Source organism: Aliivibrio salmonicida LFI1238 (assembly GCF_000196495.1).
In the GTDB taxonomy this organism is placed as follows: Bacteria; Pseudomonadota; Gammaproteobacteria; order Enterobacterales; family Vibrionaceae; genus Aliivibrio; species Aliivibrio salmonicida.
The window spans coordinates 1902030-1917673 of the sequence record NC_011312.1 but is presented as its reverse complement, the minus strand read 5'-3'; the positions used below and the strand labels follow the sequence as shown (position 1 = coordinate 1917673).

The following is a 15644-nucleotide window of genomic DNA, read 5'->3' as shown; positions in this document are numbered from 1 at the left end:
CGGCAATAGTATAGAGCCGAGATTAATCGGATCACTTTCTCCTCTGTCCTTTTGCCTGAGAGTTTCACCTTTACCATTTTTCAGATAAGGGCTTGCTCCTTCGGCGGTCGATTTAACGACTCTCTCCAGAGATTCCTCCAACTACAGTCCTCACCTTATTCATGGTTTTGAATTAGGCACCTGAAAGATTTACTTCTTCGGTGGGCGTTGCCAAATAATGGCGTTGCCGCTCTCCTGCAGTCTTCATCGGATCAACAAATTGTATAAATTTCTATCTGTACGACTCAAAATTTATGTGTGAACTCTATCATGTTTTTTAGCCAAATCAATGGGATTTTTGTTAATCAAGATCAGTTATTTAAATATAGAGTTAAGAAGAAGGATGGAATCGTTTGCTTAATTAGGGAAACCGCTAAAACTCAAACAATTAGCAAGGCAAAGTGTGCTAAAGTAGAAGAAAAGCGAGGTGTACTATGTTACGAATTGCGGTCATTATTTTACTGTTTGCATTAGCGATATTACTTTTTAAATTTAGAAGTAACGAGAAGGTGCAAAAATCGGTGGTTTATACATCAATATCAGGCGTTGTGATTTATGTGGCATATATCATGATTAGTGAATTGATTCGGTAAATTGTCTTGTCATTAACACAAAGTGTGGTGTTTATAGCTACACTAGAAAAATATCCATTGTTCGAGGTTAGCGCGTGAGTGTAGAAAATAAAAACAATAATGAAACTGAGCACGATGATGAGGTAATAATCATTGAAGAGAAATCTAAATCAAGCCATTGGGTTGCTGGCGTAACGTTAGTGATTGGCTTGATTGCGGGTGGATTAATTGGTTCAAGTGTTTCTGATAACAAATGGTCAGAGACTTACACTCAACTCGAATCTCAATCAAAAGACTATCAAGGTCAATTAAAAGACGCGAGCACGAAAAGTGCCGAAGTTGATGTGTTGATTGCACAAGAAAAACAAAAAGCGTTAGAAGCACAAAAACAAGAATTAGACGAGCAAAAAGCACAAGCAGTCGCTGAAGAAGCAAAGAAATACACGGCATTAAACAAAGAAGTGAAAACGCTTAAATCGAAGAAAACCTCTTTATTTATGCAAGTTGAAGAGCAGAATAAACAAATTGACCAATTAACAAATCAAGTTGATCTGCAAGTCACAATGCTAACGCGTTCGAAACAGCTTTTTCAACGTCAACTGCAGTTGAAAGAAGAAGCGGGTGATTTACAGGTTAAGATTGATGTCATTAGTGGTAATGAGAAGAAACTCGCGAAAGACTGTGCTGTTTACCTTGAAGGTAAAAGCTGGGACGCAAAATCTGATGTGTGTAAAAAGCAAGAGAAAGCAAATAAACAAATTTCTCAATTGAAAGACGAACTGCAATTACTGCAAATGGACATTAAAGAAATTGATAGTATTAGTGAAAGTATTGGTATGTGATTCACTTCGGTACCACTAATGCTACTGACGCATAGAAACCACAGTTGCTGTGGTTTTTTTGTATCGTAAATTTGAGATGAGAATGACTTGCATTTAAGTGATTCGCATATGTTTAAAAGTAGACTACGTTGTAAGTTGTAATGAAGGGAAAGGTGTATGAATAATCAATCCGCTAAATTTGTCCAAGGGTCTACCATGAGACATATTTTAGTGATGTCAGGAACGTCTTCCGTTGGGTTAATGGCGCTGTTTGTCGTTGACTTGTTAGATATGTTCTTTAGCGGAAGATAACGATCAAGTTATAAGTACAATTCTAACTCCATTTACTAGTCCTTTACCTAATGACCGTTTTGAAAAAAAACAAGAATTGATTGCAATGATCAAAGAAAGTAATGAAGGTATGTACGTATAGCTGAAATTAGCCCTTACGAGAGAGTAAGGGCTTGTTGTATTACTAAAGAGAAATAATAGGTTTATTTAATTGTAAAGAACATCGGAAACTATTGGATGGATAATAACCATCTTGTATTGGTTTAGTTGGGAGGCGATCAAAGGTTGTTATATTTCCACCGTCACGCATTACTTTCATTGTTCCTGATTTTGGTCCTTTAGGATTATTTTTTAGAGACTCTTTATAATAAATTGGTGAATACCAATCATTAACCCATTCACTAATATTGTTGCTCATTCCGTAAATACCTAATGGGTTTGCTGGCAGTTGACCAACAAATCTTTCAAGATCTGTACTTGCATTAACTTCACTTTCAGTATAGTGAATATAGAGACCGCTATTACTTGGATCTTTATATTGCCCATTTTTGTATTGTAAATAACCAGTATTTGTCGCGAAATAGAGTTTTTCACCACGATTACGGGCGGCATATTCCCATTGAGCTTCTGTTGGTAAATCAAAAGGTAAAGCCGTCATATCATTTAACCATTGGCAGTAATCTTTAGTTTCTTGCCAGCTTTTACTCCTAGCTGCGCTATATTTTTTACTTTCTATTAATTTTTTATATGCATTAGAGTCTCTTGTGATAATTGTTCTATCGTTAATATTATCTTCTGCAACTGGTAGGTCATTAATTTTTCGCATCCACTCCATATCAATAAAGGTTGTTTCATATTTGGATATAGAATAAGAATTAAGAGTTACTTGATGAAGATGATCTGCTCCTGTTTCAACACTAGAGAATGATGTTAAACATTGTGCATCAGGAGACCAGTCCATTCTCTCTCTTGTACCACTTGGAATTTCACAAGGGGCACCAAAATCACCCATCTCAAAACTGCCACCTTTTACGAACACTAAATTCTCAATAGCACGAACCGCGGTGTTTAATGCATTTTGTTTTAATTCATTGGATGCATCAGGGTATTGCTTATTGATGTTAGTAATAATGGTATCAATCTGTTGTTTTGATACCGTGTCACTTGATGCACTAATAGAGGAATGCGCATCGTTGCAGCCGTTTAATAGTGGTAGTAGGCAAGCCAATCCTAACCATTTGTTTTTCATAATTCTTCCTTATAATTTTATGCTTGTATTTTAAACTATTTAGCATTTTCATTGAAGGTGTAACAGGAAGTAAAATGTGATATTTGTTCAGCGTTTTTAGGTGGTATGAAAAAGAATTAATTTTCAAATTAAGCAGGGTGCGTGATGCAACTTACGTAATAATTTATATCACGATAATAACCCAATATTCCTTTCCATTTTTAAATCAATACTGCGCCGCTTTCGATTGCCCCCAACCCCATAACCTCGTAAAATCCACCACATATCAATTCGTTTGAATAAACCCGTACAATTGAGTACGAGTTGCCCCTTATTTAATAGGCACAATTGCATGACTAACAAGCTTTCTCTTCAACAGCTCGAATCCTTCTTATGGGAAACCGCCGACATTCTTCGTGGCAATATGGATGCGTCTGAATTTAAAGATTACATCTTCGGCATGATGTTTTTAAAACGTCTATCGGATGCCTTTGAAGAATCTCAAGAAAAAGTTATTCAATACTACCTAGACAAAGGCAAAACGCAGGCTCAAGCCGAAGAGTTAGCGAATGATGAAGACGAATACGACAGCACCTTTTTTATCCCAGAAAACGCCCGTTGGTCAGTGCTTAAAGATTTAAAGCACAACATTGGTGAGCAGCTAAATAAAGCGACAGAATCGATTGAAGAGTTTAACTCGGCGCTAGAAGGCGTATTAGTGACGATTGACTTCAACATCAAAAACAAACTGTCAGATAAAAAGCTGCAAGATTTACTGTCGCATTTCAATAAATACCGCTTACGTAATGAGGACTTTGATCGCCCTGATTTACTGGGTACGGCTTACGAATACTTGATTAAAATGTTTGCCGACAGCGCAGGCAAAAAAGGCGGCGAGTTTTATACCCCAAGTGAAGTGGTTCAGCTATTGGTTGAGCTATTAAAGCCCCATGCAGGAATGCGTATTTACGATCCAACATCAGGGTCGGGCGGTATGCTTGTTCAAACGCGTAATCAATTAGAAAAGCAGGGTGAAAACGCCGCTAACTTGTCACTGTATGGTCAAGAGATGAACTTGAACACATGGGCAATTTGTAAGATGAACATGTTCTTACATGGCGTACAAAATGCCGATATTCGTAAAGGCGATACACTGCGTGACCCACAGCACACCGAAGGCGGCGAGCTAATGAGCTTTGACCGCGTTATTGCCAACCCACCGTTCTCATTGAAAAAGTGGGGCAAAGACGAGTGTGATAACGACGGTTTTGGACGTTTTCCTTACGGCACACCACCAAAAGACGCGGGTGATTTAGCCTTTGTACAACACATGATCGCCAGCACCAACAGCGAAGGCATGGTAGGCGTGGTTATGCCTCATGGGGTGTTATTCCGTGGCTCAAGTGAAAAAGCGATTCGCCAAGGGATTTTAGAAGACGATTTATTAGAAGCCGTGGTGGGTTTACCATCAGGATTATTCTACGGCACAGGCATTCCTGCGTGTTTGCTTATCATCAATAAGAACAAACCAAGCGCACGTAAAGGCAAGGTGTTGTTCATTAATGGTGAATTGGAATTTGCAGAGGGCAAAAACCAAAACAAATTGCGCCCAGAAGACATTGCTAAAATTGTAACCACCTTTGAAAACCACTCGTTTGAAAGCCAGTGTGACATTAAGCGTTACGCACGTGTTGTTCCATTATCAGAAATTGCTGAGAACGATTTTAACCTTAACATCCGCCGTTATGCCGATACGTCACCACCGGCGGAGATCTTTGATGTACGCGCAATCCTTCACGGTGGCATTCCAGTGCGTGAAGTGAATGATAATTACATTCAAGAAGAGATGTTAAACGGCTTTGATGTGTCGGCCGTCTTTGATATAAAAAGTGATAAAAAAGACAACGACTATTATACATTCAAACCAAGCATTGAAAGCAAAGAACAGATCCGTCTGGTTGTTGAAGAACAAGTGGGCGATGTTGATGCGAAGATCATCAGCCAACTAGAACACTGGTGGGACAAATACCAAGTATCACTGCATGAGTTAGATGCACAAGTGACCGAAGCTGAACAAGTGATGCAAGGTTACTTGAAGGAGTTGGGTTATGAGTGAGTTTGTGCCTGAAGGTTGGATTTCTAAACAGTTAATCGACTGTAGTGTTGATGGTATTAGCAATGGTGTTTTTTGTGATCCGAATAAAGTTGGTAGTGGATATAAATTAATAAACGTTTACGAGATGTATCAAGGATATGGAATTGACGTAAATTTAACTCGAAGGCTTCAATTAGATGAGAAAGAGTTCATTAAAAATAAGGTAAGTTATGGAGATGTTTTTTTTACAAGATCATCACTAAAACTATAAGGTATCGCGTACTGTAATATTAATTTGTCTTACGATAGTGATATTACATACGATGGTCATTTAATGAAAATTGTGCCGAATAAGAGTTTGGTTCATCCTGAGTATTTAGCTCGTTATTGTTTGTCTGATTTTGCTAGGAAGTTTTTTATATCGACTGCTAAGCATTCAACGATGACGACTATAGCGCAATCGGATATAGCGCCTCTTCAGGTATTGATCCCACCGCTCCCAGAGCAACAAAAAATCGCCGCTATTCTCACCTCAGTCGATGAAGTGATAGAAAACACACAGGCGCAAATTAATAAGCTCAAAGACCTAAAAACAGGCATGATGCAAGAGCTACTAACGCGCGGTGTCGGTGTAGATGGAAAACCACATACCGAGTTTAAAGACTCGCCAGTGGGCAGAATTCCGAAGGGATGGGAGGTTTCTACATTGGGCGATGAATTTCAGCTTTCATCAGGTAGCACTCCTAGTCGAAAAGAGAGTACATACTTTTCATCAGATCAAAGTGCAATACCTTGGGTAAAAACTACAAACTTAAATGATAGTTATATTTTGACTACAGATGAAAAAATAACCTTAAAAGCCTTAAATGAAACATCATGTAAGCTACATCCAAAAGGTACTGCTTTAATCGCTATGTATGGTGGTTGGAATCAAATTGGACGATCTGGACTCCTAACTGGGGATGCAACAACGAATCAAGCCATAGTTGCACTTGTGTTTAAGAAAAGAATTATCGGTGAATTTGTTAATTACTGGTTGATCGCGAATAGACACCGTTGGCAATCTATAGCAGCAAGTAGTCGAAAAGATCCTAATATTACGAAGCAAGATGTTTCAGATTTTCTAATTGTTGTTCCTAGCATTCAAGAGCAAGAAGATTTAGTTGATCGATTTGATTCGCTCACGCAATTGATTTATAAAAATCAAAAGAAAATGGATCTTGTTAAAAATACCAAAAAAGCCCTTATGCAAGATCTCCTAACAGGTAAAGTACGAGTAAAGGTAGACACCGAATAACCAAATTAGCGTCAATTACACCTTGGGTCATTGGTGATTATTATCAATGACCCCCCAAGTTACCCCCTAAGTCACCCCCCAAGTCGGGACATAATAATAGTGATGAGAAAATCAGGCTAGGTACATGAAAAACAACGAATTCAATAAAGTAGAAGCCCCTGCCATTGCTCAGTTGGTTCAACTTGGGTGGACTTACATTCAAGGTAAACAATTGTCACCAGATTATGCTTGCGCCGATGGCATTCCTGAGCGTACTTACCTGCGTGATGTGGTGTTAGTCAAACGCCTTGAAGCCGCGATTAAACGCATTAACCCGTGGATAAGCGACGAGAATCTTCGCAAAGTCTCTCGTGAAGTCACGCACCCAAATTTCGCCGCCTTAATGGAATATAACCACGCCTTCTATCAAACCATGGTTAATTACCTCTCAGTAGAGCAAGACTTAGGCAAAGGGCGAAAAGGGCAGACGGTTAAACTGGTTGATTTTGAAACCCCAAGCAACAACGAATTCTTATGTACCAATCAATTTAAAGTAGAAGGCGCAAACCAAAGCATCATTCCAGATATTGTCTGCTTTGTTAATGGCATTCCGCTCGCCGTGATTGAGTGTAAATCACCGTATATCTCTGCGCCGATGGGTGATGGCATTAATCAATTACGCCGTTACGCGAATCTACGCCATACCGATGATCACGAAGGGGCTGAAAAACTGTTTTGGTATAACCAACTCATGGTATCGACTTGCCGAGATCAAGCCAAAGTGGGCACCATCAGCTCAAACAGTCAGCATTATGGTGATTGGAAAGACGCGTATCCTTTTTCTGATGCACAATTAGCAGAACAATCATTACGCGATAATATCGTTCCGCTTCATTCTGCTATTACAGTTCAAATCCCTGACGATGCGTTAGACGAGAGTGAAGATAACTTAGCAAAGCATGATGAGTGGCAACAAGCCGCCGAGCCAGCAGCAAGTTATGAGGTATTAACCGAAGTCACCGCGCAACAGCGTTTGTTAGCGGGCATGTTTAGTATTTTAAACTTTCTCGATATTCTGCAAAACTTCATATTATTTGAAACTGATGACGGTCGCTTAATTAAAAAAGTGGCGCGTTATCAGCAATATCGTGCCGTTAATAAAGTGATTGAACGCTTGAAATCAGGCAAGGATCGAAAAGAAAGAAGTGGCGTAGTTTGGCATACTCAAGGCAGTGGTAAATCGCTGACCATGGTGATGCTTGCCGTAAAAATGCGTCGTGATGCCGAATTAAAACAGTACAAATTGGTGTTTATTACCGACCGAACTCAACTTGATGAGCAGTTATCAAATACCTTCCGCGATGCACAAGGTGAGACGGTGTATAACGCAGGCTCTGTGGCAGAATTAAAAGAATTACTAAAGAAAGACAGCTCTGATCTTGTGACCGCGATGGTACAAAAATTTGCTGATCTCGAAAAAGAACAAGAGAAGCAAAAAACGGTAGCAGAAGGCTTTGCTGATTTAAACCCAAGCGACAAAATCATTGTTCTTGCCGATGAAGCGCACCGAACCCAATTTGGTGGTTTGGCAATGACGATTAATGCCGCGTTACCCAATGCGCCTAAAATTGGTTTCACCGGAACACCATTGCTGAAAACTCAAAAAATGAGCCAAGCGTTTGGTGGTTACATCGATGAATACAAAATAAACCAAGCGGTAGAAGATGGCGCAACGGTTAAACTGCTTTATGAAGGCCGTGAAGTGAAATCGGAAGTCGCAGGTGATTCACTCGATAAGCTGTTTGAAGAATACTTTGGCGAATATACCGAAGAAGAACAACGTGAGATCAAAAGAAAATACGGTGTAGAGAAGGCGGTTCGTGAAGCTCCAGCTCGTATTCGTTGGGTTTGTATCGATTTAATCAAACACTATAAAGAACACATTCGTCCTGATGGCTTTAAAGCAATGATCGTGGTGGGAAGTCGTCATGCGGCAGCTATCTTTAAAAAGACCCTAGATGAATTAGGTGCGCCTCACTCAGAGGTGATTATCTCGGGCGATCATAATGATGAAAAGTACCTGACTCAATACACAGATAAAGTGCATCAAAAGAAAGTCATCACCAATTTTAAAAAGCCTTTTGGTATTGATAAACAAGGCACTGAAGAGAAAAATAAAAAGTTTAATAATACCGCTTTTTTGATAGTCAAAGACATGCTGTTAACGGGCTTTGATGCGCCTATTGCTCAAGTGATGTACATCGACAGAAAGCTGCAAGATCACACCTTAATGCAGGCCATTGCTCGCGTTAACCGAACTTATAAAGGTAAAGAGTGTGGTTATGTGGTGGATTATCATGGCTTAGCAACGCATCTTACTGAGGCGTTAGAACTGTTTAGCAGCGATGATGTAGAAGGCTCGTATCAAAGCTTAAAAGATGAAATCCCAAAGCTAAAAGCCAAGCATACTCGTGCCATGTCGTTCTTTAAGCAGGTGCTTAAAAATGGCAAGCCGAGTGACGATATTGATGATTACGTTTTAGCATTAAAAGATGAAACAGTGCGAGCGCAATTTGACATGGCATTCAAACAGTTTGGTAAGCAGTTAAACGTTATTTTGCCTGATGCCGAAGCGGTTCCGTTTATTCCTGATATGAAGTTATTAGGCAAGATCCACAATGCCTCAAAAACCAAATTTCGAGACGAAGGGCTAGACATGAGCGAGATTGGTGCCAAAGTGCGCCAATTGGTGGATGAGCATATTCTCAGTACGGGTGTTGATCCTAAAATCGCACCGATAGATTTACTGGCGGCTAATTTTAAAGAAAGCGTTACAGCGATTAAATCAGACGAATCAAAAGCATCTGAAATAGAAAGTGCCATTAAGCACCACATCACCATTAATTTGGATGAAGACCCAGAATTTTACCGTTCGTTGAGTTTGCGCCTGCGTGACATTATCGAAAAAACAGCAGGCAAATGGGCACAGCAACTTGAGTTAATGTTAGAGATGAGAGGCGATATTGGCTCGGCTTACCAACAAGCGGCGCAAGATGTCGGTTTGTCTAACACGGAGTTTGCTTTTTACAATATTCTTATCGCCGAAGTCACTAACGTCAGTGATGGCGATGTGATTGCTGAATCAACCCATGATGAGATTAAAGCGGTAACTCAAGCGTTAGTGGTTATGCTGGATGAAGCAACGGAAATTGTCGACTTCTTCAATAAACAAGATGAAATAAAACGCATGAAGAAAGAGATCAAGCGTGCTGTTCTTGATCAACCATTTGGTGATAAAGCTTTGGTAACGGTTCTACAAGATCGCTTTATGGATTTGGCGAAAACCAAGTTCGGAAACAAATAGCATGGCAAAAGAGAAAGAGAAAGAAATGATTCAACGAGAAAGTTATTGCGTTTACATTGAACGTACTTCTCGCAGAAAAACCGCGTCCATTAAAGTGGAAGAGGGAAAGGTCATTGTCGTTGTGCCAAGAAAGTTAGATCTTGAACGCATAGAAAAGTTAATTACAGATAAGCACCAGTGGATTATCGAAAAGATCGCGTTAAATCAGCATGCGACACCGATGAATGCGAGAGAGTATGTGTCAGGTGAGGCTTTCCCTTACCTTGGGCGTAATTATCGCTTAAAAGTGGTGGCAGGTGATCTGACTCAAACCAAATTGATTGCAGGGCGTATTCTCGTCACAGTGCCTGACCCTAAGCATCAGCCGCAGTATATTAATCGCGCCTTGGTGAATTGGTATAAGCGGAATGCAGAAAAGAAAATTCGTGAAAAAGTTCACCGCTATGCGCCGATGGTGGGGGTTGAAACTGCGGTTATTCGTATTAAAGAATTTAAAAGCCGTTGGGGAAGTTGTACGCCTTACGGAGATTTAGAATTTAATTGGTTAATCATGCAAGCGCCAAATCGCGTGGTGGATTATGTGGTGATTCATGAACTGTGTCATCTCATTCATCACGATCATTCACCTCAGTTTTGGAAAGAAGTTGAAAGAGTGATGCCTGATTTTCAAGAGCAAAAATTATGGCTAAAAAACAATGGGTATTCATTATCCGTTTAATTTATTGTCTTTTTTATCAATTAATTAACGTATTCTCTTCTTTTTTGTATCCACCTACCTACAAAGTATGATGAATATCTCGATTTTACTGTAACGTATGGCTACTTGTTGCAGAAATTGTCTTAGATCAAAAAGTTATTAACCGCATCAATGTTAAAACATAACTAACGATTAAATTTATTTAAATAAGATTGGAGTAAGTTATGAGTGCATTTTTTATCCCTAGCATTAATCTAATGGGTGCGGGTTGCCTTGCAGAAGCAATGGACAGCATCAAATCTCAAGGCTACAAAAAAGCGTTAATCGTGACTGATAATGTATTAGTCGCTATCGGCATGGTAAAGCAAGTTTCTGATTTATTAGCTGAGCGCGGTGTAGAAGTTGCGGTGTTTGACGGCACTCAGCCAAATCCAACCATTGGTAACGTAAACGCAGGTCTTAAAATCCTACAAGAAAATCAGTGTGACTTAGTTATATCTTTAGGTGGCGGTTCTCCACATGATTGCGCTAAAGGTATTGCTTTAGTTGCGGCGAATGGTGGTGAAATTGCAGATTATGAAGGCGTAGATCAATCGCCAAAACCTCAAATGCCTTTAGTTGCTATCAATACAACCGCAGGCACTGCATCAGAAATGACCCGTTTCTGTATTATTACTGATGAAGCTCGTCACATTAAAATGGCGATTGTGGATAAGCACACAACGCCGTTAATGTCAGTGAACGATCCAGAGCTGATGCTTGCTAAACCGGCCTCATTAACCGCAGCGACAGGTATGGATGCATTAACGCATGCAATTGAAGCGTATGTGTCTATTGCGGCAACACCAATCACAGACGCCGTAGCGATTAAAGCGATGGAACTAATTCAAGCGCACTTACGCACCGCGGTAGAAGATGGTCAAAACCTTGAAGCGCGTGAGCAAATGGCGTACGCACAGTTTATGGCTGGCATGGCATTTAATAACGCGTCTTTAGGGTATGTTCACGCGATGGCACACCAATTGGGTGGTTTTTATGACCTTCCACATGGCGTATGTAATGCCATTCTTCTTCCTCATGTACAAAGCTACAACGCAAAAGTATGTCCAGAGCGTTTAAAAGACGTGGCAAAAGCAATGGGTGTAAACGTAGAAGGTATGACGAACGAAGAGGGCGCACAAGCGGCTCTTGATGCTATTAAGGTCTTATCAAAAGACGTAGGTATTCCTTCTGGTTTAACTGCATTAAATGCAAAAGAAGAAGATTTTGATACCTTGGCGGAAAATGCGCTTAAAGATGCGTGTGGATTTACTAACCCTAAACAAGCAACGCATGACGAAATTGTGAATATTTTTAAAGCGGCAATGTAAGAATACCCATTTCAGTAATTATCTGTGCATTCTTACTGGTTAACTCACTTTATAGCGGCGTTAAAAATTAGGATGGTAGAATAACTACTTATCATAATTTTTGTCTTGCTCTTAAATGACTTCCCTGCGCAATAATTGAGCATTTAATTAATGTTATTGGTATAAATAAGTAATTTATTAATAAAGGCCTAATATTTGTTAGGTCTTTTTTTTGATTCTTGCATTTTTACTAGATATGCTTATGATCTTTTTATCTGATTAAATCGTAGAAGAGTCATCTTCTCATTGAAAAAGGCAGCAAATCAGCATGACAAAGGTAAGAGCTCGTATCGAGTTAAGTGTAGGGCAACACAGTAATATCCCTGCGGAAATGCTTTCATTTGAAGGGTTAGAAACAGAAAAAGAGCATGTCGCTATTGTTTTTAATCAAGCAGATAAAACACAAAAAACGCCTTTGGTTCGTATGCATTCAGAATGCTTAACAGGCGATGTTTTTCACTCTTCACGATGTGATTGTGGTGAGCAGTTAGAAGAAAGTATCAACAAAATGGCGATAAGTGGCGGCATTATCTTATATCTTCGTCAAGAAGGCCGTGGTATTGGTTTGTATAATAAGTTAGATGCTTATGAGCTTCAAAGTAAAGGCATGAACACGTACGAGGCAAATAACCATTTAGGCTTTGGTGATGATTTACGTGATTTCAAAGAAGCGGCTCAAATGCTGGGAGCGCTAAACATCAACACAATTAAGCTTGTGACGAACAATCCAAAGAAAATTAAAGACATTCAAGATTATGGTATTACGCTAGATGAAGTGGTTCATACTCATGCTCATGTAAAAAAAGGCAATGAGAATTATCTCCAATCAAAAGTAGATCATGGACATCAGTTAGATTTAGATAAATGATCAATTGAGTAGTTAGAAAAACGTTGAAGGCTCATTAATTAATGGGGCTTTTTTATATCCAAGTAATAATTGTTAATCTTAATGATAAATATTTGCATTTATATTTGTTTTTGGTATATTGCGCAAATAACAATAATTATCATTAATACTTCCTAACAAGAAAGGCAGGTTAATGACTAAAATTAATTTGCTCAACAAGGATGATTTATGAACCACGTCAACATTACTCGGAATTTACTTACTGCATCACTCTTTGTTTTACCTACTTTTTCCTATGCAGCAACTCAATCTGAAGTAGTCGAACATTATGCAGACATCGCTCATGCGGTTTATAGCGATGCATTAACCACTGCACAATCGCTTGATACCACGTTAAATGCTTTTTTAGCGAACCCTTCAGAGAAAACACTAGAGCAAGCCAAAATCGCATGGAAAGCCGCTCGTGTTCCTTACCAACAATCCGAAGTTTTCCGTTTTGGTAACCCAGTGGTTGATGATTGGGAAGGGCAATTAAATGCATGGCCACTTGATGAAGGGTTGATTGATTATGTGGCTGATGATTACCAATACGAACTAGGTAATGATGGCGCCAAAGCAAATATTGTCTCTTCTAAAAGCATTAAAATCGGAGCAGAAACAATTGATGTTACCAACATTAAAGCCGATCATTTAGCTGCTCTTAATGAGTTAGGTGGATCTGAGGCGAATGTAGCAACTGGTTACCATGCGATTGAATTTCTTCTATGGGGTCAAGATCTCAATGGAACGAATGCCGGAGCTGGTGAGCGTCCTTATACGGATTATGCCATCGGTTCGGCATGTACGAACGGTAATTGTGAGCGTCGTGCTGAATATTTAAAAGCAGCGTCTGAGTTATTGATCAGTGATTTGTCTTGGATGGAGAAGCAGTGGAAAGAAGGCGAGACAAATTACCGAGCAGAACTACTGGAAGAGTCTTCAAAGCAAGGTCTTCGTAAAATGCTATTTGGTATGGGCTCTTTGTCTTTAGGTGAGCTTGCAGGGGAGCGTATGAAGGTAGCATTAGAGGCTAACTCGACAGAAGATGAGCATGATTGTTTTTCTGATAATACGCATAACTCTCATTATTATAATGAACAAGGCATCTACAATGTTTATACCGGTACATACAAACGTACGGATGGAACAATATTAGCAGGCCCTAGTATTCATGAATTGGTGGCTCAAAAAGACAAACAAGCGGCCAAAGAGATCCAACAACAGTTTGATCAAGCTCGCGAGCAAGTGAAAACATTGGTGATTTCTGCAGAAGAAAACAATCAACATTTTGATCAACTCATTGCTGCAAATAATGCGGCAGGGAATGCATTGGTTAATCAATCGATTATGGCATTAGTGACTCAAACGGCGTCGATTGAGCGTGCGGCTAATATCATTGGCATTACAAGCTTGAATCCTGATACCGCGGATCATGAGTTTTAATTTACGACTCTTTATTCGGTAACGTTGTTCCTAGGCTCAATCACTTTTTTTCCCCGAGAAAGTGATTGAGCCGTTTTTCGTTTAACCATTGGTTAATTATTACTAATGAATATCAGGATGTTAGATATCATGAAATCTTCAGTCGCTGGAACGCTTCTTCTGCTTATCGTTACTTCTTTTTCTGTGCATTCTTCTGATGTTGCTTCTGGAGGAAAAACCAGTGTGCGAAAAGAAGGGGCAAATGCGTTTTCTTTACCTGCCGCCAATCTTCCAATGAGTAAGCGTTTAGATTTTAGTGTGGGCAACAGTTTTTTTCGTAACCCTTGGGTGCAAGCTCCTGCATCTACGGATGCTAGAGATGGATTAGGTCCATTATTCAATACCAACGGTTGTCAAAATTGCCATATTAAAGATGGTCGAGGTCATGCACCAAGAGAAGGGGATACTAATGCCGTTTCAATGCTGGTGCGTTTAAGTATTCCGGCATTAACACCGGAGCAGAAAAAACGCGTAATTATTGAGGGTGTTATTCCTGAACCTATCTATGGCGGACAGTTACAAGATTTTTCGTTGTCTGGTGCAAAGCCTGAGGGCCAGATACACATTACTTACAGTGAAAAGAAAGTGCAGCTGTCTGATGGTGACGTTGTCACTCTTCGTAAACCGAACTTATCCATTAAAGAGTTAGCTTATGGGGAGATGGATAAAAATGTGCTGATGTCTGCACGGGTTGCACCACCCATGATTGGCTTAGGATTATTAGAGTCAATTCCTGAATCAACGATTCTAGAGTTTGCAAAAAAACAACAGGAGGACAATAACGGCATCTCAGGGAAAGCGAATCGTGTATGGGATGCAAAAAACGAAGCATTGGTTTTAGGTCGATTTGGCTGGAAAGCGGGCCAACCGAGTTTAATGCAACAAAATGCGGCGGCATTTAATGGTGATCTTGGATTAACCAGTAATTTATTCCCGAAAGATGATTGCACTCAAGCTCAAACTATTTGTGAAAAGCTACCCCATGGTGGTACGCCAGAAGTGAGTGATAAGATCCTAAACTTTGTTGAATTTTATTCACAGCACCTTGCTGTTCCTATTCGTCGTAATGTAAAGGATCATCAAGTGATCGTCGGTCAAAGAATCTTTAAAGACATTGGCTGTGAAAGTTGCCATCAATCGAATATTAAAACCGCCAATATTACGAACAGACCTGCATTGTCGAATCAAACCATTCATCCTTACACTGACATGTTGTTGCATGATATGGGGGAAGGGCTAGCCGATAATCGTCCCGAATTTTTAGCGGATGGACAGGAGTGGAGAACGCCACCGTTATGGGGGTTAGGTTACTTACAAGAAGTGAATGGACATACAGAGATGTTGCATGATGGGCGTGCTAGAAACGCCCTTGAAGCCATTCTATGGCACGGTGGTGAAGCGCAACAAAGCCGTGATGATGTCGTCAAACTATCAACCCAAGATCGTAACGCATTACTCGCGTTTTTAGAGTCACTGTAAGGTAT

The 15644-nt window shown here is 39.9% G+C and carries 11 protein-coding genes and 1 riboswitch; of the genes, 10 read left to right on the top strand and 1 reads right to left on the bottom strand.

The window, feature by feature from the left end; all coding sequences use genetic code 11:
- Positions 1-33: 33 nt before the first annotated feature.
- A riboswitch (glycine riboswitch) is annotated at positions 34-139 on the bottom strand.
- Between the two features lie 567 nt (positions 140-706).
- Entirely contained in the window at positions 707-1453 is a 747-nt protein-coding gene (locus tag VSAL_RS09475) for a hypothetical protein (RefSeq protein WP_012550381.1), read from the top strand.
- A 454-nt stretch (positions 1454-1907) separates the two neighbouring features.
- Here VSAL_RS09475 and VSAL_RS09470 read toward each other — a convergent pair whose 3' ends face one another.
- Positions 1908-2972: a formylglycine-generating enzyme family protein gene (locus VSAL_RS09470; RefSeq protein WP_012550380.1), complete on the bottom strand. Its 1065-nt coding sequence runs from the start codon at positions 2970-2972 to the stop codon at positions 1908-1910.
- A gap of 331 nt (positions 2973-3303) precedes the next feature.
- On the opposite strand from VSAL_RS09470, the gene VSAL_RS09465 reads away from it, so the two are divergent.
- From VSAL_RS09465 to VSAL_RS09425, 9 genes are all read left to right on the top strand, one after another.
- The gene (locus VSAL_RS09465; protein WP_012550379.1) at positions 3304-5067 is read left to right on the top strand and encodes a type I restriction-modification system subunit M; all 1764 of its coding nucleotides are present in this window, start codon (positions 3304-3306) and stop codon (positions 5065-5067) included.
- The gene (locus VSAL_RS09460; protein ID WP_044583277.1) at positions 5060-5317 is read left to right on the top strand and encodes a restriction endonuclease subunit S domain-containing protein; all 258 of its coding nucleotides are present in this window, start codon (positions 5060-5062) and stop codon (positions 5315-5317) included. The genes VSAL_RS09465 and VSAL_RS09460 overlap by 8 nt, the downstream gene beginning before the upstream one ends.
- Positions 5318-5341: 24 nt before the next feature.
- Positions 5342-6343: a restriction endonuclease subunit S gene (locus tag VSAL_RS09455; protein ID WP_269447606.1), complete on the top strand. Its 1002-nt coding sequence runs from the start codon at positions 5342-5344 to the stop codon at positions 6341-6343.
- A gap of 124 nt (positions 6344-6467) precedes the next feature.
- A complete protein-coding gene (locus tag VSAL_RS09450) occupies positions 6468-9686 on the top strand; it encodes a type I restriction endonuclease subunit R (protein ID WP_012550378.1) in 3219 nt (1072 codons plus the stop codon).
- 1 nt (position 9687) lies between these two features.
- The gene (locus tag VSAL_RS09445; protein ID WP_012550377.1) at positions 9688-10404 is read left to right on the top strand and encodes a M48 family metallopeptidase; all 717 of its coding nucleotides are present in this window, start codon (positions 9688-9690) and stop codon (positions 10402-10404) included.
- Between the two features lie 203 nt (positions 10405-10607).
- Positions 10608-11753 (top strand): L-threonine dehydrogenase, encoded by a 1146-nt coding sequence (gene yiaY, locus VSAL_RS09440; protein WP_012550376.1) that lies wholly within the window; start codon positions 10608-10610, stop codon positions 11751-11753.
- A 307-nt stretch (positions 11754-12060) separates the two neighbouring features.
- Positions 12061-12660, top strand: coding sequence for a GTP cyclohydrolase II (locus VSAL_RS09435; protein ID WP_012550375.1), 600 nt, complete (start codon positions 12061-12063; stop codon positions 12658-12660).
- Between the two features lie 207 nt (positions 12661-12867).
- Complete coding sequence (locus VSAL_RS09430; protein ID WP_012550374.1) at positions 12868-14121, top strand: imelysin family protein; 1254 nt, start codon at positions 12868-12870, stop codon at positions 14119-14121.
- Between the two features lie 129 nt (positions 14122-14250).
- Positions 14251-15639: a di-heme oxidoreductase family protein gene (locus tag VSAL_RS09425; protein WP_012550373.1), complete on the top strand. Its 1389-nt coding sequence runs from the start codon at positions 14251-14253 to the stop codon at positions 15637-15639.
- Positions 15640-15644: the final 5 nt, after the last annotated feature.

Coding starts and splice junctions, on each gene's coding strand:
- VSAL_RS09430 (WP_012550374.1), top strand. CDS start 12,868: ATGAACCACGTCAACATTACTCGGAATTTACTTACTGCATCACTCTTT.
- VSAL_RS09445 (WP_012550377.1), top strand. CDS start 9,688: ATGGCAAAAGAGAAAGAGAAAGAAATGATTCAACGAGAAAGTTATTGC.
- VSAL_RS09435 (WP_012550375.1), top strand. CDS start 12,061: ATGACAAAGGTAAGAGCTCGTATCGAGTTAAGTGTAGGGCAACACAGT.
- VSAL_RS09460 (WP_044583277.1), top strand. CDS start 5,060: ATGAGTGAGTTTGTGCCTGAAGGTTGGATTTCTAAACAGTTAATCGAC.
- VSAL_RS09465 (WP_012550379.1), top strand. CDS start 3,304: ATGACTAACAAGCTTTCTCTTCAACAGCTCGAATCCTTCTTATGGGAA.
- yiaY (WP_012550376.1), top strand. CDS start 10,608: ATGAGTGCATTTTTTATCCCTAGCATTAATCTAATGGGTGCGGGTTGC.
- VSAL_RS09470 (WP_012550380.1), bottom strand. CDS start 2,972: ATGAAAAACAAATGGTTAGGATTGGCTTGCCTACTACCACTATTAAAC.
- VSAL_RS09425 (WP_012550373.1), top strand. CDS start 14,251: ATGAAATCTTCAGTCGCTGGAACGCTTCTTCTGCTTATCGTTACTTCT.
- VSAL_RS09450 (WP_012550378.1), top strand. CDS start 6,468: ATGAAAAACAACGAATTCAATAAAGTAGAAGCCCCTGCCATTGCTCAG.